The following is a 20,000-nucleotide window of genomic DNA, read 5'->3' as shown; positions in this document are numbered from 1 at the left end:
TCGCCTATGCGATTACCTGGACGGTGGCGGCGCTGGTCTGGTTCGCGAGCGACTGGGTCGCTCACTGGTTCGGCTATGACGCCATCGGGCCGGTGATGCGCATTCTGGCCGCGAGCTTCCTGTTCATCCCGTTCAGCTCGGTCGCGCTTGCCCTGCTGCTGCGCGAATACGATGCGAAGAAGATCGCGGTCGGCACGGCGGTCGGCACCGCAGCCTATTCCGCCACCGCTATCGGGCTGGCGCTGGCGGGCAAGGGTGCGGCGAGCCTCGCCTGGGCGAACCTGGCCAATGTGGTGTCGACCGGCGTGATCTATGTCTGGCTGCGCCCGTTGCACATGGCCTACCTCCCGCGCTTTCGCGAAACGGGCGACATCCTGCGGTTCGGCTCAGGCGCGCTGTTCACCAATCTTGTGAAGGCGGGCAACAACGCCCTGCCCGATCTGATCCTCGGCAAGATCGGGTCGGCGCGGCAGGTCGGCCTGCTGAGCCGCGCGAACTCGACCGTCTCGATCTTCATGTATGTAGCGGGCTCGGCGATCACCTTCGGCTCGCAGACCTATCTCGCCAAAGCGCATCACGCGGGCGAATCGCTGGAGCCGTTGCTGCACCGGGCCATTGGCCTTGTCACAGCGATTGGCTGGCCGCTGCTGGCGGTGACGATGATCGTGGCCGAGGATATGGTGGTCGGCCTCTATGGCGAGACCTGGCTCCCCGCCGCGCCCGCCATCGCCCCGCTGGCACTGATGGCGGCGATTGATCTGACCTTCCACTATCACACCGCCGCCTTCAACGCGGTCGGACGGCCCTATCTCGCCTCGATGCCACTGCTCGGCACTGCGCTGTTCCGGATCGGGCTGGGGCTCGCCTTGTGGAACGGCGACATCGTGTCGTTCGGCTGGGCGATGATGCTGGCGACCCTCGCCAGCTCCAGCGTGTGGCTGGTGCTCCAGCGGCAGCGGCTGGGCTGCGCCATTGCCCCTTTCGCGCGGATGCTGCTGCCCAGTGCCTTGGTCGCCGTGGTCTGCGCGGGGGTGGCCTATGTCAGCCAACTGGCCATCGCGCAGGTCGGCATCGGCTGGCCGATCGTGCGGCTGCTGGTGCTGGGCGTGCCCGTTACGCTGTGCTGGCTGGCTATGCTGCGCATTCTGCGCCATCCGCTGTACGACGAAGTGGCGATGCTGACGGGAAAGTTCGGCGTGCCGCTCTCACCGCTGGGAGGCGAGGCCAAGGTATGAGTCGCAAGGGTATCCTGTTCTGCATGCGCTATCCCGACGATCAGGGTTTCGTCTGGCGCACGGTGGTGCGTGTGCGCGACCGGATCGCGGGGCTGCTCACCGATTACCGATCCTATGTCGCCTTCCCGCAGCTGACCGGCCATTCGGTTCACAAGATCGAACACATGCAGCCGGTGGAGCTGGACTGCTACAATCTCACCGCCGCCAACAAGGAGCGCCTCGCGCAGTTCGTCGCCGCCAACGACATCGGCGCCATCGTCTATATGAGCGCCCTGCCCACCTCGCTCGACATGGCCTTCCTGCACTCGCTCGGGCTGAAGACGATCAACACCGAGCAGGACAGCTTCGATCACCGGGTGCGCGATTCGCTGCCCCGGCAGCTCGCCAAGTTCGTAGTCCGCCGCATTATGAAGCGGCAGTTGCACGATCTGCATATCGCCAACTCCGCCTCGCAGGGCGAATGGCTGAAGAGCTATACCAAGATCCCGCCGGAGCGACTGGTGATCGTTCCCAACGGGATCGACACCGATCACTTCGTGCCGCCCGCCGATCCACGCGACGATTCGGTGGTGGACGTGATCTGTGCCGGGCAGGCGCGGCGGGAAAAGCGGATTGAACTGATTCTACGCTGTGCCAAGCGCATTGTGGCGCAGCCCGAGTTCGCCTCTGTCCGCTTCACCTATGTCGGCGATGGCGAGATGCGCCCGGTGTGGGAACGGCTCGCCGCCGACATGGACCTTGCCGGCCGCTTCCGCTTCGTCGGCGCGCGGGCCGACCTGCTGCCGTTCTTTCAGTCGGCCGACCTGATGGTCCACGCCGCCGAGCGCGAGAGTTTCGGGCTGGTGCTGGCCGAGGCGATGGCCTGCGAAGTGCCGGTGGTGGCCTGCGCTGCCGCCGGGCCGAGCGAGATCGTCGCCGATGGCACCACCGGGAGACTGGTGGCGCTCGACGATGAGGATGGCTTTGCCGCGGCGGTCGAGACCTATCTGCGCAAGCCAGCCCTGCGTGCGGTGCACGGCGCGGCAGGGCGCGCGCGCGTGGTCGGGCGTTTTTCGATGGAGCGGCAGGTGCGCGACATGGCCGCAGCCATCGCCGGAGCGCTGGCCTAGCGCCGCAGGTCGGCGATCACCTTGCGGCAGGCCGCGACATAGGCCCCGCGATGGAAGCGATAGGTGCCGATGAAGTGGATCACGCGCACGTCGGCAGGAATGCCCTCGTCCCAGAAATTCATATAGCGATCATAGGGCAACAGCAGCGGCGCGGCGGCATTGGCGACGACGAAGTTGCTCGTCACCTGCTCGCTGCCCCATTCGGACCACTTCGCCCGGCCAAGCAAGGCCTCGGCCCCTTGCGAGAATTCCACCGCCAGCGCCCGTCCGGCCGCTTCCCTGGCAAAGCCGGTGAAACCTGAACAGCCGCGCACATAATACGGATCAGCAAGGCTCGGCACGACCAGCTCGTCCATCCGCGCCTCCAGCGCGGCCTGCACATGATCGGTCGGATTGCCCGCGTGCCGCCGCGCGATCTCGGCCACGGGCCGGATCTCGGCATCGGCATCGCCGCGAATGGTGAAGCTGCGGTTCTGCGCGATGCTCCGGGTCACCTCGGGCACGGCTCCGGTGGTGACGGTGTCGCTGTCGAACTGGATCACATAGTTATCGCGGCGCAGGTCGAGGATCGTCAGCAGCCGCTCCCATGTCCCCCCGCGCGGGCAGGGGCCGGTGTCGACCGAGGCGAGCGGGATGATCTCGGGGTTATCGCAGTGGTGCGCCAGCAGCGCCTTGTCGTCCGCGGTCAGCGTGCCATCGTCGAGAATCACGAAGCGCCCCGCATCGAGCTGCGCATGCAGGCTCTTGGCCGCGACCAGATAGGGCAGCAGCACCCGCGTGCCGATCATCGAGAACAGCACCAGCCCATCCGCGCGTGCCGTGACCGGAGGCGTCGCCAGAATGCCCGCGATCTGCCCGGGAAACCGCCGCTCGCGCAGGCGTCGCACAATCCTCGCGGGCAGACTGGTCAATACAAATACCTTCTCGTCATCGTCTCATGCCACGTCAGACGCGGCGCGTGGCGGTGTGCAAAAAGGCATAGCGCTTCGCTCGTCAACAAAGCGTTGACCATCTCCTGGTTCCCCTCGCGTTTTGGTCGGGGCGCAATCGGTGCTACTATCGCCGCCATGACACGGCGGGCGCAGACCGGCCGTGCGGGAGAAAGACCATGAGCCTGATCGCCATGGCGAGCGCGCTTGTCGCCACCATCGCCAACCCCGTCCCCGAGGCCCCTGCCCCGCCCGCTACCGCCCCGCCCGCCACCGACCTGCCCGCCATCGTGCGCGAGCCGACGCTCTCCGAGATCATCGCCTTCGAGACCGAGCGTTATCGCCGCATGACCGTGCCGGTGACGATCAGCGGCAAGGGCCCGTTCCGCTTCCTCGTCGATACCGGCGCGGAAGCGACCGTGGTCGCGCGCACTGTCGCCGACCAGCTGGAGCTGTTCGACCGGCGCACGGTGACGCTGATCGCCATGGCCAGCCGGCGTCAGGTCGAGACCACGCCGCTGCCCACCATCACACTTGGCAGCCGCGAGTTCGATCTGTCCGCCGCCGCCATCCTCGAAGCCGAGCATATCGGCGATGCCGACGGTATCCTCGGGCTCGATTCCCTGCAGGATCAGCGCGTGCTGTTCGACTTCGAGCACAGCCACATCGCGGTCGCCCATGCCGATGAGCTGGGCGGCGACCGCGGGTTCGACATCGTGGTCCGCGCTCGCCGCAAGCATGGCCAACTGATCGTGCAACGGGCCAGGATCGACGGCGTCGATGTCGATGTGGTGATCGACACCGGAGCCCAGAGTTCGTTCGGCAACATCGCGCTGCAAAACCGGCTGCGCCGTGCCCGCGCGCTCGACAAGTCCGAGATGACCGACGTCAACGGCGTGACCATCACCGGGAACACGCGGCTCGCGCGTATGCTTCAGCTTGAGCGGGCCGCGATCAACAACATCGTGATCGCCTTCACCGATTCGCCGACCTTCGCCGCGCTCGGGCTCAACAGCAGGCCGGCGATGGTGCTGGGCATGCGCGAGCTGCGCCTGTTCAAGCGCGTGGCGATCGACTTCGAAAGCCGCCGCGTGCTGTTCGACATGCCCGATGGCGCGCGCATCAGCGACCGCAGCCTGTTCCCGTAAAACTTGCCAGCGCGCCCGCGAGGCCCCACTTGGGCCGATAAATGCGCGACATGCAGACCCCCGCCACCGGGCAAATTGCCGACTGGGCCACGATCCGGCGGTTCCTGCCCTATATGTGGCCCGCAGGCCGCCCCGATCTCAAACGCCGGATCGGGGGCGCGGCGCTGTTCGTGATCCTCGCCAAGATCGTCGTGCTGACCTTGCCCCTCGCCTATGCGCGGGCGGTCGATACCATGGCGGCCACGGGCGATCCCGCCGTCTGGGTCGCGATGGGGCTGGTGATCGCCTATGCCGCCGGGCGCTTTGCCACGGTGCTGTTCGACCAGACGCGCAACATCATTTTCAACCGCGTGGGGCAGGATGCCGTGCGCGGTCTGTCGGAGGACGTGTTCGAGCGGCTGCACCAGCTCTCCTTGCGCTTCCACCTGTCGCGCCGGACCGGCGAAATCACCCGCGTGATCGAGCGCGGCACCCGCTCGATCAGCCAGATGCTCTATTTCCTGCTGTTCAACATCGCCCCGACCGTGGTCGAGCTGGTGGTGGTGGGCGTGATCTTCTGGTCGATCTTCGGCTGGGAGCTGGTGGCGGCAACGGCGGTGACCGTGGTGGGCTTTATCTGGATAACCCAGCGCATCACCGAATGGCGCGTGGGCCTGCGCAAGCAGATGAACGACCTCGACGGCACCGCCATGGCGCGCGCGGTCGATTCGCTGCTCAACTACGAGACGGTGAAGTATTTCGGTGCCGAGGCGCGCGAAAAGCAGCGCTTCGCCTCGGCCACCGGCGCCTATGCCGAGGCCGCGATCAAGACCGAGAATTCGCTGGCGCTGCTCAACATCGTGCAGGCACTGATCCTGCAAGCGATGATGGCCGCCGCCATGGCCTGGACCGTGTGGGGCTGGAGCAAGGGCGAGCTGACACCGGGCGATCTCGTGCTGGTGAACACCTATCTGATGCAGCTGTTCCGCCCGCTCGACATGCTCGGCTGGGTCTATCGCACGATCCGGCAGGGGCTGGTCGATATGGCCGACATGTTCAAGCTGCTCGACCGCGCGGTGGAGGTGGAGGATGCACCCGGCGCCCCCGCGCTGGTGCTGCGCGAGCCGACCGTCGTGTTCGACAATGTTACCTTCGGCTACGACAAGGAGCGCCCGATCCTCAAGGGGCTGAGCTTCGAGGCGAAGGCGGGTGCGCATATCGCGCTGGTCGGCCCCTCGGGCGCGGGCAAGAGCACAGTCGGGCGGCTGCTGTTCCGCTTCTACGATCCGTGGGAGGGGCGCATCCTCATCGACGGCACCGATATTGCCGAGGTCACGCAGGAGAGCTTGCGCGCGGCAATCGGGATCGTGCCGCAGGACACCGTGCTGTTCAACGACACGCTGCGCTACAACATCGCCTATGGCCGCGAGGGCGCGAGCGACGAGGAGATCGCGCAGGCCGCGCGCGATGCCGCCATCGCTCCGTTTATCGACAAGCTGGCACTGGGCTACGACACGCAGGTCGGCGAACGCGGGCTGAAACTATCGGGCGGCGAGAAGCAGCGCGTGGCGATTGCCCGCACCCTGCTCAAGGGCCCGCGCATCCTGCTGCTCGACGAGGCGACCAGCGCGCTCGACAGCCGCACCGAGCAGGATATCCTCGAAACGCTGCGCCGGGTGTCGGCGGGGCGCACCACCATCGCCATCGCCCACCGGCTCTCGACCATTGCCGATGCCGATTTGATCCATGTCATGGATGATGGCCGCGTGGTCGAGCAAGGCGATCATGCGGGACTGTTGCGCCTTGGCGGGCTATACGCCGAGATGTGGAACCGGCAATTAAGCGAAGCGGCCGAATTACAGGATGCCGCCGAATAGGAGGGGTGATGAGGGGCAAGATTCTACTCGGTTCGGCAGGAGCATTCATGCTGCTGGCCGGATGTTCGTCAGGTGAACCGGACGCAGCCGCGCCGCCTGAGGCTGGCGACACCACTGTGCACAAGATCATGGTCAATCAGATCGACAAGAACGCCGACGCGCTGTGGGATGTCTCCAACGCCGCCATCGGCAACAACGGCGGGCTCGATCCAGCCAAGATGGACGACGCACGCTGGGACAGGATCGCCGAGCTGGCCGAGAAGGTCGCCGCCGGATCGCACGCCGTCGCCGCGCTCGATCCGATCACCGTCGCAGCACCGGGCGTGACCATCGGCGATTCGGGCCTGCCCGGCGGTCACACCGCGCAGCAGGTGCAGGGCTTCATCGCCGCCAATCCCGAGCTGTTCCGCGACATGGCGACCACGCTCGGCACCCACATGGACGAGATTGCCGCAGCCGCCCATGCACGCGATGCCGCCAAGGCCGGGCCGCTGATCGACCAGCTAGATAGCGTGTGCGAGAGCTGTCACATCAATTTCTGGTATCCCGAGCAGAAAGATCTGATCGAGCAGTTCCAGAACGAGGGCGTGGTCGATCCCGACCACCCGGCGCTCGGCCCCGCAGCACCGCAAACGGCAGGAGAATAGGCATGAACCGTGGACATATCGCCCTTGCCGCTGGCGTGGTCGCCCTGATCGGCTGCGCCACCGTGCCCGCCGCCACCACCGGCGAGGCGACCTATTTCGTGCGCGAAGGTATGGTGGGTCAGATCAACCCGCCGATCACCGCGATCTGGGACATGCAGGTCGAGGTGATGGACGACGAAGGCAACTTCGACCCCGCGCTGATGGACGCCGATACCTGGGCCGCGCTCAAGAGCCATGCCGCCAACCTCGACATTCAGGCCGCGAAAATGGCCGGGGCCGAACGCTTCGTGGCCGCCGATCCCGAGGGCGAACTGACCGAAGCGCCCGAAGGCACCGACCTTGCGGCGATCCAGCAGCGGCTCGACACCTCCCCGCAGGCCTTCCGCGCGATGGCGACGGCGATGCGCGCGCAGACCGCGCAGCTTTTGCTTGCCGCACAGGCGCAGGATGCGGCGAAGGTCACGCAGCTGGTCAACGACATCCAGCCCAGCTGCAAGTCGTGCCACGACGTATTCTGGTATCCCGAACAGGGCTGATCCGGGCAGCCCCCGCCTTGCATTGCGGCGCACAATAAGGCAGGCGCGCATCCGTAAATGAAGCGGTGCGCCGGTCCGGGTGCGCCCCAAGCAAACGGACATGCCCCATGCTCAACACCGCCACGCTCAAGCGTGACTGGCTCGCCCAGCCGCGCGCCGATATCCTCGCCGGGATCGTCGTTGCCCTTGCGCTGATCCCCGAGGCGATCGGCTTTTCGATCATCGCCGGGGTCGATCCGCGCGTGGGGCTCTATGCCTCGATCACGATTGCCATGGTCATCGCCTTCACCGGCGGCAGGCCCGGCATGATCTCGGCGGCAACCGCTGCGGTATCGGTGGTGGTGGTGCCCTTGGTGCGCGATCACGGGGTCGAATACCTGTTCGCCGCGACCATCCTCATGGGCCTGATCCAGGGGCTGGCCGCCGTGCTGCGGCTGGACCTGCTGATGCAGTTCGTGTCGCGCTCGGTCATCACCGGCTTCGTCAATGCGCTGGCGATCCTCATCTTCATGGCGCAGTTGCCGCAGCTGATCGACGTGCCTGTCATCACCTACCCGCTGATCGCGGGGGCGCTGGCGATCATCTACCTGCTGCCGCGCCTGACCACAGCCGTGCCCAGCCCGCTGGTGGCGATCATCGTGCTCGGCGCGATCACCATCGGACTCGACCTTCAGGTCAACACCGTGGCTGACATGGGCAAGCTGCCCGAGGGGCTGCCGTTCTTCCACATCCCGCAGGTGCCCTTCACCTGGGAGACCTTGCAGATCATCGCTCCCTATTCGCTGACCATGGCGGCGGTGGGCCTGCTCGAATCGCTGCTTACGGCGCAGATCGTCGACGACATGACGCACACCGAAAGCAACAAGCAGCGCGAAGCGGGCGGACAGGGCATTGCCAGCTTCGTGACCGGCTTCTTCGGCGGCATGGGCGGCTGTGCGATGATCGGGCAGTCGGTGATCAACGTGACCAGCGGCGGGCGCGGACGGCTCTCCACCTTCACTGCCGGCGTGACGCTGATGGTGCTGCTCGCCCTGCTCGGGCCGATCACCGGGCAGATCCCGATGGCGGCGCTGGTTGCGGTGATGATCATGGTTTCGATCGGCACCTTCAGCTGGAACTCGATCCCCAATATCCGCCACCACCCATGGCCTTCCTCGGTGGTGATGATCTCGACCGTGGTGATCGTGGTCTGGACGCACAACCTCGCGCTTGGCGTGCTGGCGGGCGTGCTGCTGTCGGGCCTGTTCTTCACCGTGAAGGTGCAACGCATGTTCTCGGTCGAACGGGTGCGCGAGGGGGACAAGGCGGTTTACCGGGTGACGGGCCAGATCTTCTACGCCTCGGTCAGCCGGTTCTACGCCCAGCTCGGCCCCGAGGGCGACTTCGCCGATGCCGCCGACCATGTGGTGATCGACGTGACCGGCGCGCACTTCTGGGATATCTCGGCCGTCGGCGCGCTCGACAAAGTGGTGGAGCGGATGCGCCGCCACGGACGCAGCGTGCAGGTGGTCGGCCTCAACCAGGCGAGCGCCGACCTCGTCGACAAGTTCGCGCTGACCGACAAGACCGGCGTCGAGATCGGCCTCGCGCCGCATCCGTAGAGGTTAGAGCGGGATGATATAGCATTGACGCACAAAGCCCTTCCCCTTGGGGAAGGGTTGGGATGGGGGTTCCACCACAGCCAGCGTCGAGCCCCCCTCCCCAAGGGGAGGGGGGGTAATGACATCAGGCTTTAGCCCTTCGGCTCGTAGCCCGGCCAGACCACCGCTTGCGCGCACTTGTTCTCGCGGCGCCACCAGTCGTAGTGCGTGCGCGGCGGGCCGTAGAGCTGCCAGCCGTCCTCAAGCGCCTTCGACACGCGCTCGCAGAAGGTGCGGTCATCCTTGCCGGTGATCAGACGATAGGGCAGCGCGCCCTCGGGTGGTTTGCTGGCCATGGTTTCTGCCGTTCTCCAAACTCGCCCACCCCGCTGCGACTAACCTCGCCTGCGGCTCGGCAAGTCTCGCTCCCCTCCCGCAGGCGGGAGGGGTTGGGGGTGGGCCTGCTGCTTACAGGATATACTTGCTCAGATCGGCATCGCCCGCCAGTTCGCCGAGCCGCTCGCGAACGTAGGCCGCGTCGATCGTGACGGTCTCGCCCTTGCGCTCCTCCGCCTCGTAGGACAGTTCCTCGAACAGTTTTTCCATCACCGTCTGCAAACGCCGCGCGCCGATGTTCTCGACGCTCTCGTTCACCTGCGCGGCGATGCGCGCGATCTCGGCGATGGCCTCCGCGCCCAGTTCGACCTGCACCTCCTCGGTGCCGAGCAGCGCCTTGTACTGCGTGACGAGGTTCGCCCGCGTCTCCGACAGGATGGCGATGAAGTCCTCCTCGGTCAGGCTGCGCAGCTCGACCCGGATCGGCAGACGGCCCTGCAATTCGGGCAGCATGTCGCTCGGCTTCGAAACGTGAAACGCGCCGCTGGCGATGAACAGCACATGGTCGGTCTTCATCGGGCCGTACTTGGTGGCGACGGTGGTGCCCTCGATCAGCGGCAGCAGGTCGCGCTGCACGCCCTCGCGGCTGACCGAGCCGCCGCGCACATCAGAGACGGCGATCTTGTCGATCTCGTCGAGGAACACGATCCCGTTGGTCTCGGCATTGGCGAGCGCCACGCGGGCGACATCGTCCGAATCGGTGCGCTTCTCGACTTCTTCGTCGACCAGCCGGTCCCATGCCTCGGGCACCTTCAGTTTTGCGCGCTTCTTGGGTGGGCCGCCGAAGGCCTTGCCCATCATCTCGGAGAGGTTGATCATGGTCGCCCCGCCGCCCATGCCGGGGATGTCCATCTGCATGCTGGGCTGGTCGACCACCTCGATCTCGACCTCGGTGTCGTTCATCGCGTTCTCGACGATGCGGGCGCGGAAGCTGGCGCGGGTGGCTTCGCTCGCCCCCTCGCCCACCAGCGCGTTGAGCAGGCGCTCCATCGCCGCCTCGCTGGCGGCCTCGCGCACCTTCTCGCGGCGCAGGTCTTTCTCCAGCCGGATCGCCTCTTCGACGAGGTCGCGCGCGATCTGTTCGACATCGCGCCCAACATAGCCGACCTCGGTAAACTTGGTCGCCTCGACCTTCACGAACGGCGCGTCGACCAGCCTGGCGAGGCGGCGGCTGATCTCGGTCTTGCCGCAGCCGGTGGGGCCGATCATCAGGATGTTCTTGGGCGTGACCTCGTCGCGCAGATCAGCCGGAAGGCGCTGGCGGCGCCAACGGTTGCGCAGCGCCACGGAGACCGCGCGCTTGGCCTCTTTCTGGCCGATGATGTGCTCGTCGAGCGCGGCGACGATCGCCTTGGGGGTGAGGTTGTCCATAATCATCCAATTCCCGCTCATGCTGAGCTTGTCGAAGCATCGCCCTTCCTGTCAGAAGGAAAAGACAGTCCTTCGACAAGCTCAGGACGAGCGGATTCTCCAGTTCAGACGCTTTCCAGCGTCACATTGCCATTGGTGAAGACGCAGATGTCAGCCGCGACCGCCATCGCCTTGCGCGCGATGGTCTCGGCATCGTCTTCGTAGTCCGCCAGCGCCCGCGCCGCAGCGAGCGCATAGTTGCCGCCCGAACCGATCGCCGCGATCCCCGCTTCGGGTTCGAGCACATCGCCATTGCCGGTCAGCACCAGCAGCACATCCTTGTCGGCCACGATCATCAGGGCTTCGAGATTGCGCAGATATTTATCCGTGCGCCAGTCCTTGGCCAGCTCCACCGCCGCGCGCAGCAACTGGCCGCGATACTGTTCGAGCTTCTTCTCAAGCCGCTCGAACAGGGTGAAGGCATCGGCGGTGGCACCGGCAAAACCGGCAATCACCTTGCCGTCCTCGCCCAGCCGGCGGACCTTGCGCGCATTGGGCTTCATCACGGTGTTGCCCATCGAGACCTGACCATCGCCCGCGATCACGGTTTGCTCGCCGCGCTTCACGCCGATGATGGTGGTTCCGTGCCACTGGATCAGGCCGTGGCTCGCCCTATCGTCACTCATGCGGCGGATATGGGCAGCAAGCCCACCGCCTACAAGGCGCGGCGATCAGCTACCCGCGCCGCCGCCGCCCAGACCGCCCGCGCCGACCGTGCCGATATTGCCGAACAGGTCTTCGAGGAAGCCGCGATGACGGCCCAGCGTCGGTGTCTTGTCACGCTCGGGATTGAGACGGACGACCTGCTCCATGCCGGTGCGTTCGGCCGCCGTCACATTGCCCGCAGGATCGAAGTGGACCGCCAGCACCGTGTGCCCGTCAATCCGCGGACGGGTGAACGGGGCCTGCTTGGTGCGGCTGGAGATATAGTACCAGACGGGGTCGCCGAACTCGCTGATCATGGTCGGCTCGCCCAGCGTGCCACGCACCGACTGCTTGTTGTCGAGACCCGGCGCGACCGAGGCAACCAGCGTTTCATCGACGATATAGCCGCGATGGTTGGTGATCGAGGAGCAAGCCGAGGCCAGCACTGCCAGCGTGGCGACCATGCCGATCCGTCCACCTGCTCGCATCAACCCTGCCATAAGTCTCACTTCCTTTGTCACCGCGCGCGATTGCCAGCGCCCCGGCGGTTACTCTATTGGATGCATCTGCGCCTTAGGCAAGCAAGCCCGCTTGCGCAATGGCGACCGGGGCCACCGGGTGCGGCTCGCGGATTGAACCATGGCTTAACGATAGGACTTGTCCCCCGAAGATGTCGCTGATTTCCCGCCTGCTCAGACCCGCCGCCGACCCGCGCGAGGCGCTGCCCCCGCTTTGGCACGACGTGGTGATCGTCAGCCGCGAACGCGACTGGTATGCCCATTGCGGCGTGGCCGACACCGTCGATGGCCGGTTCGACATGATCGTGCTGGTGCTCTCGCTGGTGCTGCTGCGGATGGAGAAGAACCCCGCGCTCACCCCGCAGACCGCGCTGCTGACCGAGCTGTTCGTCGCCGATATGGACCGGCAACTGCGCGAGACCGGCGTGGGCGACCTGATGGTGGGCAAGCGCATGGGCAAGATCATGAGCGCGCTCGGCGGCCGCATGGGCGCGCTGCGCGAGGCGATGATCGAGAGCGACGCCAAACTGGCCGAGATCCTCGCCCGTAACGTGGCATTGGTCGATGAAGATAAAAAGCCGTTTCATCTCGCCGTGCGCGCACGCGCGCTGCATGCCGACCTTGCCGCGCAGAGCGAAGATGCCTTGCTGGCAGGAAAGGTAAGGCCATGAGCACAAGCGACAACATCGCACCCGAGTTCTCGCGAATCGTCGACCGCCGCTCGGTGACGGAGGCCCCGGTGCGAATCGGCGCGAGCGAAGCCGAATGCGCGGCATTGGCGAAGCGATTCGGGCTGGTCGCGGTGTCGCGGCTGGAAGCCGATATCGTGCTCGACCTCGCGGGCGACGACGTGCTGGCGAAGGGCACGCTGCGCGCCGACGTGGTGCAGAGCTGCGCCGTCAGTGGCGACGATCTGCCGGCAACGATTGCGGAAGAGTTTGCGCTGCGCTTCGTGCCCGAGGCGGACTGGGCCGACTACGAAGCCGAAGAAGTGGAACTGGGGGCCGAGGATCTCGACGCCCTGCCCTATGACGGGACCAGCTTCGATTTGGGCGAAGCGGTGGCGCAGAGCCTTGCGCTGGCGATAGATCCCTTTGCCACCGGCCCCGATGCCGACAAGGTGCGCAGCGAACAGGGGCTCGACAATCCGGCCAAGGGCGGCGCGCTGGCCGAGGCGCTGGCCCAGTTCAAGAAGGACTGAGTCTTATCTCTTCCGCTTTCCTACGGGCTGGCGGCTGAGGCATGACATGGGCGGGCACCTGCGTGCTCCCCGCTCTTTCCCATTGTCGATTGCCCGAAAGAAAAAGCACCGACGAAGTGTCAACTTCGCCGGTGTCCGATTTTTCAGCCTATATCACTGATATTACAGCCCGAAATTCAGTCCGACGAAGCTGACACGCTGTCAACTTCGTCACCTTTGCAGGGCGCTTGCACCCGGCCCAGAACGGCCAAACTCAGAACGGAATATCGTCGTCGAGATCGTCGTAGTTCGAGCCGCCGCCGGACGAGGCATTGCCGCCCTGGCCGCCGCCGCCCTGATTCCAGCCACCGCCCTGATTGCCGCCGCTGCGCGCGCCGCCGCCATAGCCGCCGCCACCCGAGCCGCCGCCGTAGCCACCGCCCGAACCGCCACCATAGCCGCCGCCCGAACCGCCGCCGCCGGACGCGCCGTCGAGCATGGTCATGACCGAGTTGGGCCCGCGCAGCACAACCTCGGTCGAATAGCGGTCATTGCCGTTCTGGTCCTGCCACTTGCGGGTCTGCAACTGGCCTTCGAGATAGACCTTCGAGCCCTTCTTCAGGAACCGCTCGGCCACGCCTGCCAGACCTTCGTTGAAGATCGCCACGGTGTGCCACTCGGTGCGTTCCTGCCGCTCGCCGGTGTTGCGGTCCTTCCACGTCTCCGAGGTGGCGACGCGCAGGTTGCAGACCTTGCCGCCGTTCTGGAACGTGCGCACCTCGGGATCGGCGCCCAGGTTCCCGATCAGCATTACCTTGTTGAGGCTTCCCGCCATGTCTCGAATGTCCTCTCGAATCTGGTGAGGTCACGACTTATCGGAGGCATCGGACAGATGCCAGTCCTCGCCGGGTTTTCCCACATCGCCATTGCGCGCCGGGGCTATAATCCCAGGGCGACCGCGCTCCAGTAGGTTATCCCGGCAAAGACATAGGCCAGAGCGAACAGGTAAGCGATCATCACCAGCGGCCATTTCCACCCGTTCGTCTCGCGCCGGGCGACCGCGATGGTCGACAGACACTGCGGCGCGAACACGAACCAGGCGAGGAAGGCGAGCGCGGTGGGCAGGCTCCAGTTCATGGCCAGCCGTTCGGTCAGCCCGGCGGCCTGCTCATCCTCGTCGCCGTCGATGGCATAGGTGGTCGCCAGAGCCGACACCGCCACTTCGCGCGCGGCCATCGCCGGGATCAGCGCGAGGCTGATCTCGTGGTTGAACCCGATCGGCTCCATCACAACGTTGAGGCCATCGGCGATGTGCCCGGCGATGCTGGCCTCGACCTGGCTTTCGCCCGGATCGGCCTTGGGGAAGCTCAGCAGCACCCACAGGATCACCGTCGCCATGAAGATGATCGTGCCCGCGCGGCGCAGGAAGATATAGGCGCGCTGCCACAGGCCGATCAGCAGGTCGCGCCAGATCGGCATCTGATAGCGCGGCATTTCCATGATGAAACCCGAGGCCGCCCCCTTCGTCACCGTGCGACGCAGCACAAAGGCCACCAGCATCGCCCCGATGATGCCGAACAGATAGAGCCCGAACAGCACCAGCCCTTGCAGGCCGATGCCCGGCCCCACCGTGCGCGCCGGGATGAAGGCCCCGATAATCACGGCATAGACGGGCAGCCGCGCCGAGCAGGTCATCAGCGGCGCGATCATGATCGTGGTCAGCCGGTCCTTGGGATCGGCGATGGCGCGGGTGGCCATGATGCCGGGAATGGCGCAGGCAAAGCTGGAGAGCAGCGGAATGAAGCTGCGTCCCGACAGGCCGACATAGGCCATCAGCCGATCCATCAGGAAGGCCGCGCGCGCCATGTAGCCCGATTGCTCCATCACCAGAATGAAGGCGAACAGGATGATGATCTGCGGCAGGAACACGATCACCGAGCCGACCCCGCTGAGCACGCCCTGAGTGAGGAAATCCTGCAGGATGCCATCGGGCATCGCGGTTTCGACGAAGCCGATCAGATCCTCGATCCCGTCTTCGATCATGGTGATGAACGGATCGGCCCAGGCGAACACCGCCTGGAACATCACGAACAGCAGGCCGAACAGGATAAGCGGCCCCGACCAGGGATTGAGCAACACCATGTCGAGGCGCGAGTGCCAGCGGTGCGCGGCCGTTTCCGACAGGATCGCACCGGCAACGATATTGTGCGCGTTGAGACGCCGCTCGGGCAGCGTCAGCTCGGCCGCCTGATGGCGATGGGTACGGTCCTGCTGCGGGGCCTTCTCGATCTCGGTCAGCAGCGCTTCAAGCCCGCGCCGGCGCACCGCCACGGTCGGCACCACCGGCACGCCGAGCGCCTCCGACAGCACCGCGGCGTCGATCACCAGCCCGTCGCGTTCGGCCAGATCGATCATATTGAGCGCGACCACCACCGGGCGGCCCAGCGCGATCAGCTCCTGCGCGAAGACCAGATGCTGTTCGAGGTTGGCCGCATCGACCACCACCACCAGCACCTCGGGCATGGCTTCGCCGCTGAAACGGCCCATCACCACCTTGCTGGTCACTTCCTCGTCGGGGCTGGCCGCGTCGAGCGAATAGGAACCGGGCAGGTCGACCAGTTCGATCGGCTGGCCCGAGGGCAGCGCGGCCCGGCCGGCCTTACGCTCGACCGTGACACCCGGATAGTTGGCGATCTTCTGCCGCGCGCCGGTCAGCGCGTTGAACAGGGCGGACTTGCCGGCATTGGGATTGCCGACGAGAGCGATAACGGGAACCCGGCTCATGGGTGCTTCACCTGCATGGCGCGCGCATGGGCGCTGCGAATGGCTATCGTGGTACGGCCAAGGATGATGGCCATCGGGTCTGCGCCGAGGAAAATCCCGCGATGGGCCACGGCCACCCGTGCCCCTTCGTCAAGCCCGAGCGCACGCAGGCGCTTGGCCTCGTCGGGCGCGAGTGCGTCCCAATCAACGGCGACAATCTCGGCACGTTTGCCGGGGGCGATCTGGTCAAGGGTCAGTTGCGTATCCACGAATATCGCCGTGCCAGAAGCAAATCTCTATTGCAACTGATTGTCATTAAGAGTGATCGAGATCAGTGCTGCGGATAGCGTAAGCGTCCGAGAAAACGCACAATGTCGAAATGCTCGCGCTTGCTGGTGAGCTGCGCCTTGACCTTCTCAAATTTCATCACCCCGTCGATCCGCCGGTCGAGGAAGGCGCTGGTCTCGGCCTTGCCCTCGCTCTGATCCTCGATGAATACGGCGAGCGTTGCCGCGTAGAGCGAGGCGAGGATCGCGCGCTTGGTGTAGTGGTTATAGTCGGTCGCAGTGTCACCGGCGAGCCGCCACATGGCATCGGCACTACTCCAGCCGAGCTTGAGCGCGCGCGAGACATTGGTCGGCAAGGCCTGAATAGCCAGCGCACGCGAAAGCGCCTCCTCTAGCCCCGCAGCCTGATCGAGCCGGAACCGCACCAGCGCCCCAATGCGCTCGCGAATCTTCATGTTGCCCAGTCGCCCATCGGCAAAGTGGGCGCGCATCGCGGCATCGGTGGCCGCGACGAAGGCCTCGATCATCGCCATCGGACCATCTGCAAAGGCCAGCCGGGCAATGGCCGGATCGACGCCCTCGGCCTGCGCTGCGGCATCCACCGCCGCCTCGGTCCAGCCGTCGAACACCGCCGCCTGCGCCAGCGCCGGAGCCAGCGCGAGACGGATCTCGGCCAGCGAACCGGCCTCGTCGACTATCGCAGCAGGCGCGCCCATCAGAAGCTCGGTCCGTAGATACGCCCGGCTGCCGGGTCGGCGTCGGCGGCATTGTCGTGCTGCTCGATCAGCAGCCGCATGCGTTCCGCCCCGCGCTCGCCCGCATAGTCGCGTGCGCTGCGTCCGGCGTTATCGGTCTTGTCGGGGTTGGCATTGGCCTTGAGCAACAGCTCGACCAGTTCGCCATTGCGCGACAGCACGGCGGAGATCAGCGGGGTCTGGCCGGTAAAGTCGGTCTCATCCACCCGCGCACCGCCATCGATGAGCGTCTGCACCCCTTCGAGGAAGTTCATCCGGATTGCGAGGCCAAGCGGGGTCACGCCCTGCTTGTCGGCGATGTTCGGGTTGGCGCGCTGTTGCAGCAGCCAGCCGGTCCACGTGTTGTCGCGGCGGCGCACCGTATAGTGCAAGGCGGTCTCGCCAGTGGAAAGGTCGCGCGCGTTGACCACGGTCGAGCCGGGTTCGTTGAGCATCGAGGTGGCCTTGTCGCCGTCCTTGTCCTTCACCGCCTGCAGGAACTTGTAGCCATCGGAATACATCTGCGCCGAAGCGGGAACCGCGCCCAGGGCCAGTGCGGCAAGGGCGATGATGAATTTGCGCAAAGCGGGCTGTGCCACGCCGTCCTCCTGTTGCTGGGCCACACATGTGCGCAAAGGCGCGCATTTGGTGGCAACCGGGTCTTGCCTGAGGCGCGTTAGCAGAGCATGAACCCCTCGTCATGCCCACAATAGCCCTGCCCCGTTTTGCCCCCGCCCTGCTCGCCCTCGCGGCCCTGTTTCCGCTCGCGTCGTGCGGTTCGGCCCAGCCGCCGCTGGAACAGGGCGCACTGTGGGGCTCGTCCATCGGGGGCGATTTCACGCTCGTCGACGAGACCGGCAAGACGGTCCACGCGTCGGACTACGATGGCAAGTGGCGCATCGTCTATTTCGGCTATGCCTATTGCCCCGACGTGTGCCCGTTCGACATGCAGCGACTGGGCCAGGGCCTCAAGCTGTTCGCCGCCGAGCATCCCGATCTGGCCAAAGAGGTCCAGCCGCTCTTCATCACCATCGACCCCGAGCGCGACACGCCCGAGGTGCTGGCCGAGTTCACCGCCAACTTCTCGCCCGACCTGATCGGCCTCACCGGCACGCCCGAGCAGGTGAAGGCCGCCGCCGATGCCTATTCGGTCTATTTCGCCAAGGGCGAGGTCAACGAGAACGGCGGCTACATGATGGACCACTCCAACGCCGCCTACCTGATGGACCGGGAGGACAGGCCCGTCGCGCTGATGCCGATCGACGTGAAGGATCAGGGGCAGGCGGTCGCCGCGGAGCTGGCCAAATGGGTGCGCTGAGGGACCGCTTCTGGGAACTGCCGCTCGCCAGCCTCTCGCGGGAGGAATGGGAGGCGCTGTGTGACGGCTGTGGCCGCTGCTGCCTGCACAAGCTGGAAGACGAGGACTCAGGCGCGATCCTCGAAACCAACGTCGCCTGCAAGCTGCTCGACACCGGCACCGCGCGGTGCCGCGACTATGCCCACCGCAAGGCCTTCGTGCCCGATTGCATGCGCCTGACCCCCAGACTGGTGGCGCAGGTGCCCTGGCTGCCCGAAAGCTGCGCTTACAAGCGGCGCGCCGATAATCGCCCGATCCCGCAATGGCACCCGCTGCTGACCGGCAGCCCGGAGGCCATGATCGCCTCCGGTGCCTCGGTTGCCGGGCGCTGCATCAGCGAAAATGACGCCGGGCCGATCGAGCACCATATCGTGGACTGGCCCGAGGAATGATCGACTGGCTGCGCAATCGTCAGGCTCACCCGCTCGACGATCCGCAGATCGAGATCGCCGGCCGCACACTGCCCCTCGCGATCCGCCGCCTCAAGCAGGCACGCCGCCTCACGATGCGGCTGGCGCGCGACGGCAGCGAGGTGTGCATCACCATGCCGACCTGGGCGCGCACCGCCGATGCCCTCGCCTTTGCCCAGGCCCGGCATGACTGGATCGCAGCGCAACTGGCCAAGGCGATCACTCCGGTGGCGGTGAACAACGGCAGCACCATCGCCTTTCGCGGCGACGCACTGCGGATCGCCTGGGACAAGGCCTATCCGCGCAATCCCATGCCCGACGATGGCGCGCTGCTGCTGGGCGGCCCGCCGGAGCGGATCGAGGCCCGCGTCCAGCGCTGGCTCGAAAGCGAGGCGCTGCGATTGGCGGGTGATGACCTCGCCTTCTATTGCGCGCGGGCAGGCGAGGCCCTGCCCAATCTCGGCCTGTCGCGCGCGCGGCGTCGCTGGGGCTCGTGCTCGGGCGACCGGCAGAACGGGCGGACGATCCGCATCAACTGGCGCCTCGCCATGGCGCCCGACTTCGTGCGCCGCTCGGTCGTTGCGCATGAGGTCGCCCACCTCGCCCACTTTGACCACTCGCCCGCCTTCCACGCGCATCTGGCGCGCCTGTTCGAAGGCGATGTCCACGCCGCTGATCGCTGGCTGAAGGCCGAAGGACCAAAACTCTACGCCGCGTTCGCCTGAGCGCGGCGGGAGCACTGGCGGTCGGGAGCACTGGCGGTCTTGCGGCAAAGGCCCTATCAAGGGGGCGCATGAAACGCTTTTTCCGCCGGATTTCGCCCAAACACGCGGCGCAGGACTTCGCCTCGCAATGGCGCGCCGAAACGCCTTATCGCTGGCATATCCTCGGCGTGGCCATGGCCATGACCTTCGCCATCTTCATGCTGTTCATCCCCAAAAGCGTACGCGTGGCCCCCGCCCCGCCCGAGGTGATCTACATCTCGACGCTCGACGAGAACCGCTCCGATGCCGAAATCATCGCCTCGAACTGCGCCAACCAGAAGCTGAAGGACGAACTCGAAGCCAAGCTCAAGCAGCAGGAGGAGGCGCGCAAGGAAGCCTATGCCGCGCTGGGCCGGGCGACCTTCGTCGATGTCGACGCAATGCAGGCCGAAATCGACGCCAGGAATGCCGCCGAGAAGGCCGCTGCCGAGGCGGCGGGCAACATCGGGCCGAGCGAGGAAGAGGTCGCGAAGAGCGTCGAGGAATATTGCGCGCG

General features: G+C 66.0%; 23 protein-coding genes (1 of these 23 running past the window's edge). 13 read left to right on the top strand and 10 right to left on the bottom strand.

The window, feature by feature from the left end; genetic code table 11:
* Positions 1-1,235, top strand: partial view of an oligosaccharide flippase family protein gene (locus tag D2V17_RS07730; RefSeq protein ID WP_119592502.1) — the 3' portion only. Its footprint begins 238 nt before the window's first position; the window shows 1,235 of its 1,473 coding nt (coding positions 239-1,473); its start codon lies off the left edge, out of view; the stop codon is at positions 1,233-1,235.
* On the top strand, positions 1,232-2,344 hold the full coding sequence (locus D2V17_RS07725) for a glycosyltransferase family 4 protein (RefSeq protein ID WP_119592501.1): 1,113 nt from the start codon (positions 1,232-1,234) through the stop codon (positions 2,342-2,344). The genes D2V17_RS07730 and D2V17_RS07725 overlap by 4 nt, the downstream gene beginning before the upstream one ends.
* Here D2V17_RS07725 and D2V17_RS07720 read toward each other — a convergent pair.
* Positions 2,341-3,255 (bottom strand): hypothetical protein, encoded by a 915-nt coding sequence (locus D2V17_RS07720; RefSeq protein WP_119592500.1) that lies wholly within the window; start codon positions 3,253-3,255, stop codon positions 2,341-2,343. The two genes, D2V17_RS07725 and D2V17_RS07720, sit on opposite strands and share 4 nt — an antisense overlap.
* 197 nt (positions 3,256-3,452) lie before the next feature.
* Here D2V17_RS07720 and D2V17_RS07715 point away from each other — a divergent pair, with 197 nt between their 5' ends.
* From D2V17_RS07715 to D2V17_RS07695, 5 genes are all read left to right on the top strand, one after another.
* Positions 3,453-4,421 carry a retropepsin-like aspartic protease gene (locus D2V17_RS07715; RefSeq protein ID WP_119592499.1) on the top strand — a complete coding sequence of 323 codons (969 nt, stop codon included), beginning with the start codon at positions 3,453-3,455 and terminating at the stop codon, positions 4,419-4,421.
* Between the two features lie 41 nt (positions 4,422-4,462).
* Positions 4,463-6,277 (top strand): ABCB family ABC transporter ATP-binding protein/permease, encoded by a 1,815-nt coding sequence (locus tag D2V17_RS07710; RefSeq protein WP_119592498.1) that lies wholly within the window; start codon positions 4,463-4,465, stop codon positions 6,275-6,277.
* A gap of 8 nt (positions 6,278-6,285) precedes the next feature.
* On the top strand, positions 6,286-6,924 hold the full coding sequence (locus D2V17_RS07705; protein WP_119592497.1) for a cytochrome c: 639 nt from the start codon (positions 6,286-6,288) through the stop codon (positions 6,922-6,924).
* A 2-nt stretch (positions 6,925-6,926) separates the two neighbouring features.
* Positions 6,927-7,460: a cytochrome c gene (locus D2V17_RS07700; protein ID WP_119592496.1), complete on the top strand. Its 534-nt coding sequence runs from the start codon at positions 6,927-6,929 to the stop codon at positions 7,458-7,460.
* A 107-nt stretch (positions 7,461-7,567) separates the two neighbouring features.
* Positions 7,568-9,061: a SulP family inorganic anion transporter gene (locus D2V17_RS07695; protein WP_119592495.1), complete on the top strand. Its 1,494-nt coding sequence runs from the start codon at positions 7,568-7,570 to the stop codon at positions 9,059-9,061.
* 131 nt (positions 9,062-9,192) lie between these two features.
* Here the strand turns inward: D2V17_RS07695 and D2V17_RS07690 are convergent, their stop codons facing one another.
* From D2V17_RS07690 to D2V17_RS07675, 4 genes are all read right to left on the bottom strand, one after another.
* Entirely contained in the window at positions 9,193-9,396 is a 204-nt protein-coding gene (locus tag D2V17_RS07690) for a DUF1737 domain-containing protein (RefSeq protein WP_119592494.1), read from the bottom strand.
* A gap of 112 nt (positions 9,397-9,508) precedes the next feature.
* Positions 9,509-10,810: an ATP-dependent protease ATPase subunit HslU gene (gene hslU, locus D2V17_RS07685; RefSeq protein WP_119592506.1), complete on the bottom strand. Its 1,302-nt coding sequence runs from the start codon at positions 10,808-10,810 to the stop codon at positions 9,509-9,511.
* A 101-nt stretch (positions 10,811-10,911) separates the two neighbouring features.
* Complete coding sequence (gene hslV / locus D2V17_RS07680) at positions 10,912-11,472, bottom strand: ATP-dependent protease subunit HslV (RefSeq protein ID WP_119592493.1); 561 nt, start codon at positions 11,470-11,472, stop codon at positions 10,912-10,914.
* 45 nt (positions 11,473-11,517) lie between these two features.
* On the bottom strand, positions 11,518-11,991 hold the full coding sequence (locus tag D2V17_RS07675) for an outer membrane protein assembly factor BamE (protein ID WP_245978620.1): 474 nt from the start codon (positions 11,989-11,991) through the stop codon (positions 11,518-11,520).
* A gap of 170 nt (positions 11,992-12,161) precedes the next feature.
* Between D2V17_RS07675 and D2V17_RS07670 the strand changes: the two genes are divergently transcribed.
* Together D2V17_RS07670 and D2V17_RS07665 are read left to right on the top strand one after the other, a co-directional pair.
* Entirely contained in the window at positions 12,162-12,680 is a 519-nt protein-coding gene (locus D2V17_RS07670; protein WP_119592491.1) for a ubiquinol-cytochrome C chaperone family protein, read from the top strand.
* Entirely contained in the window at positions 12,677-13,210 is a 534-nt protein-coding gene (locus D2V17_RS07665; RefSeq protein WP_119592490.1) for a YceD family protein, read from the top strand. The genes D2V17_RS07670 and D2V17_RS07665 overlap by 4 nt, the downstream gene beginning before the upstream one ends.
* Positions 13,211-13,463: 253 nt before the next feature.
* On the opposite strand, the gene ssb is transcribed toward D2V17_RS07665, so the two are convergent.
* From ssb to D2V17_RS07640, 5 genes are all read right to left on the bottom strand, one after another.
* Positions 13,464-14,024, bottom strand: coding sequence for a single-stranded DNA-binding protein (ssb, locus tag D2V17_RS07660; RefSeq protein ID WP_119592489.1), 561 nt, complete (start codon positions 14,022-14,024; stop codon positions 13,464-13,466).
* A gap of 104 nt (positions 14,025-14,128) precedes the next feature.
* Complete coding sequence (gene feoB, locus D2V17_RS07655; protein WP_119592488.1) at positions 14,129-15,973, bottom strand: ferrous iron transporter B; 1,845 nt, start codon at positions 15,971-15,973, stop codon at positions 14,129-14,131.
* Positions 15,970-16,209, bottom strand: a complete 240-nt coding sequence (locus D2V17_RS07650) for a FeoA family protein (protein ID WP_119592505.1) — start codon at positions 16,207-16,209, stop codon at positions 15,970-15,972. The genes feoB and D2V17_RS07650 overlap by 4 nt, the downstream gene beginning before the upstream one ends.
* Positions 16,210-16,283: 74 nt before the next feature.
* Positions 16,284-16,955: a COQ9 family protein gene (locus D2V17_RS07645; protein WP_119592487.1), complete on the bottom strand. Its 672-nt coding sequence runs from the start codon at positions 16,953-16,955 to the stop codon at positions 16,284-16,286.
* The gene (locus D2V17_RS07640; RefSeq protein WP_245978617.1) at positions 16,955-17,572 is read right to left on the bottom strand and encodes an ankyrin repeat domain-containing protein; all 618 of its coding nucleotides are present in this window, start codon (positions 17,570-17,572) and stop codon (positions 16,955-16,957) included. Before D2V17_RS07640 ends, D2V17_RS07645 begins: the two co-directional genes overlap by 1 nt.
* Positions 17,573-17,673: 101 nt before the next feature.
* On the opposite strand from D2V17_RS07640, the gene D2V17_RS07635 reads away from it, so the two are divergent.
* From D2V17_RS07635 to D2V17_RS07620, 4 genes are all read left to right on the top strand, one after another.
* Positions 17,674-18,291 (top strand): SCO family protein, encoded by a 618-nt coding sequence (locus D2V17_RS07635; RefSeq protein WP_119592486.1) that lies wholly within the window; start codon positions 17,674-17,676, stop codon positions 18,289-18,291.
* Positions 18,279-18,722 carry a YcgN family cysteine cluster protein gene (locus D2V17_RS07630; RefSeq protein ID WP_119592485.1) on the top strand — a complete coding sequence of 148 codons (444 nt, stop codon included), beginning with the start codon at positions 18,279-18,281 and terminating at the stop codon, positions 18,720-18,722. The genes D2V17_RS07635 and D2V17_RS07630 overlap by 13 nt, the downstream gene beginning before the upstream one ends.
* Complete coding sequence (locus D2V17_RS07625) at positions 18,719-19,465, top strand: M48 family metallopeptidase (RefSeq protein ID WP_119592484.1); 747 nt, start codon at positions 18,719-18,721, stop codon at positions 19,463-19,465. The genes D2V17_RS07630 and D2V17_RS07625 overlap by 4 nt, the downstream gene beginning before the upstream one ends.
* Positions 19,466-19,533: 68 nt before the next feature.
* Positions 19,534-20,000, top strand: a 467-nt coding sequence (locus tag D2V17_RS07620; protein WP_119592483.1) for a hypothetical protein, incomplete at its 3' end; no start/stop codon positions are given.

This window comes from Aurantiacibacter xanthus (genome assembly GCF_003584015.1).
GTDB classification, from domain to species: domain Bacteria; phylum Pseudomonadota; class Alphaproteobacteria; order Sphingomonadales; family Sphingomonadaceae; genus Alteraurantiacibacter; species Alteraurantiacibacter xanthus.
The sequence above is the reverse complement of the archived record's forward strand: the minus strand, read 5'-3'. Positions and strand labels throughout refer to the sequence as shown.

What these genes read in the sequence shown, in the direction of transcription:
- D2V17_RS07725 (WP_119592501.1), top strand. Translation starts at nt 1,232, where the DNA reads ATGAGTCGCAAGGGTATCCTGTTCTGCATGCGCTATCCCGACGATCAG.
- D2V17_RS07715 (WP_119592499.1), top strand. Translation starts at nt 3,453, where the DNA reads ATGAGCCTGATCGCCATGGCGAGCGCGCTTGTCGCCACCATCGCCAAC.
- D2V17_RS07710 (WP_119592498.1), top strand. Translation starts at nt 4,463, where the DNA reads ATGCGCGACATGCAGACCCCCGCCACCGGGCAAATTGCCGACTGGGCC.
- D2V17_RS07705 (WP_119592497.1), top strand. Translation starts at nt 6,286, where the DNA reads ATGAGGGGCAAGATTCTACTCGGTTCGGCAGGAGCATTCATGCTGCTG.
- D2V17_RS07700 (WP_119592496.1), top strand. Translation starts at nt 6,927, where the DNA reads ATGAACCGTGGACATATCGCCCTTGCCGCTGGCGTGGTCGCCCTGATC.
- D2V17_RS07695 (WP_119592495.1), top strand. Translation starts at nt 7,568, where the DNA reads ATGCTCAACACCGCCACGCTCAAGCGTGACTGGCTCGCCCAGCCGCGC.
- D2V17_RS07690 (WP_119592494.1), bottom strand. Translation starts at nt 9,396, where the DNA reads ATGGCCAGCAAACCACCCGAGGGCGCGCTGCCCTATCGTCTGATCACC.
- hslV (WP_119592493.1), bottom strand. Translation starts at nt 11,472, where the DNA reads ATGAGTGACGATAGGGCGAGCCACGGCCTGATCCAGTGGCACGGAACC.
- D2V17_RS07675 (WP_245978620.1), bottom strand. Translation starts at nt 11,991, where the DNA reads ATGGCAGGGTTGATGCGAGCAGGTGGACGGATCGGCATGGTCGCCACG.
- D2V17_RS07670 (WP_119592491.1), top strand. Translation starts at nt 12,162, where the DNA reads ATGTCGCTGATTTCCCGCCTGCTCAGACCCGCCGCCGACCCGCGCGAG.
- D2V17_RS07665 (WP_119592490.1), top strand. Translation starts at nt 12,677, where the DNA reads ATGAGCACAAGCGACAACATCGCACCCGAGTTCTCGCGAATCGTCGAC.
- ssb (WP_119592489.1), bottom strand. Translation starts at nt 14,024, where the DNA reads ATGGCGGGAAGCCTCAACAAGGTAATGCTGATCGGGAACCTGGGCGCC.
- feoB (WP_119592488.1), bottom strand. Translation starts at nt 15,973, where the DNA reads ATGAGCCGGGTTCCCGTTATCGCTCTCGTCGGCAATCCCAATGCCGGC.
- D2V17_RS07645 (WP_119592487.1), bottom strand. Translation starts at nt 16,955, where the DNA reads ATGGGCGCGCCTGCTGCGATAGTCGACGAGGCCGGTTCGCTGGCCGAG.
- D2V17_RS07635 (WP_119592486.1), top strand. Translation starts at nt 17,674, where the DNA reads ATGCCCACAATAGCCCTGCCCCGTTTTGCCCCCGCCCTGCTCGCCCTC.
- D2V17_RS07630 (WP_119592485.1), top strand. Translation starts at nt 18,279, where the DNA reads ATGGGTGCGCTGAGGGACCGCTTCTGGGAACTGCCGCTCGCCAGCCTC.
- D2V17_RS07625 (WP_119592484.1), top strand. Translation starts at nt 18,719, where the DNA reads ATGATCGACTGGCTGCGCAATCGTCAGGCTCACCCGCTCGACGATCCG.